This window comes from Gilvimarinus sp. 1_MG-2023, assembly GCF_030548285.1.
Genome location: NZ_JAUOSC010001602.1, coordinates 1 through 240 on the forward strand (window position 1 = coordinate 1; position 240 = coordinate 240).

1 protein-coding gene is annotated in these 240 nt (G+C 55.8%); it reads left to right on the plus strand.

Going from position 1 to position 240, the window contains the following annotated elements:
* Positions 1 to 240, plus strand: a 240-nt coding sequence (locus tag Q4563_RS22200; protein WP_303606082.1) for a hypothetical protein, incomplete at both ends; no start/stop codon positions are given.

Consider the following 240-nt stretch of genomic DNA (forward strand, 5'->3'; position numbering starts at 1 on the left):
GCATTCAATACGACAATGCCATCGCCTCCAGCGCCCTGATTCAGGAGGCAGAGAAATTACTGGCATCGGTGGTTGGGTCTTCCTCTGCCCGAGTCATTTTCTCTACCTTGCTGGGCGGCGAACGCATCCAGATTCGTGATCTGGCCTTCCTCGCCAGTGAAGCCAGTCAGGCGTTTTCAATGAGCCGGGAACAACTGCAAGCCGCTCTGGAAAACCTGCAGCAGGGGGTCAGTGTTGTTG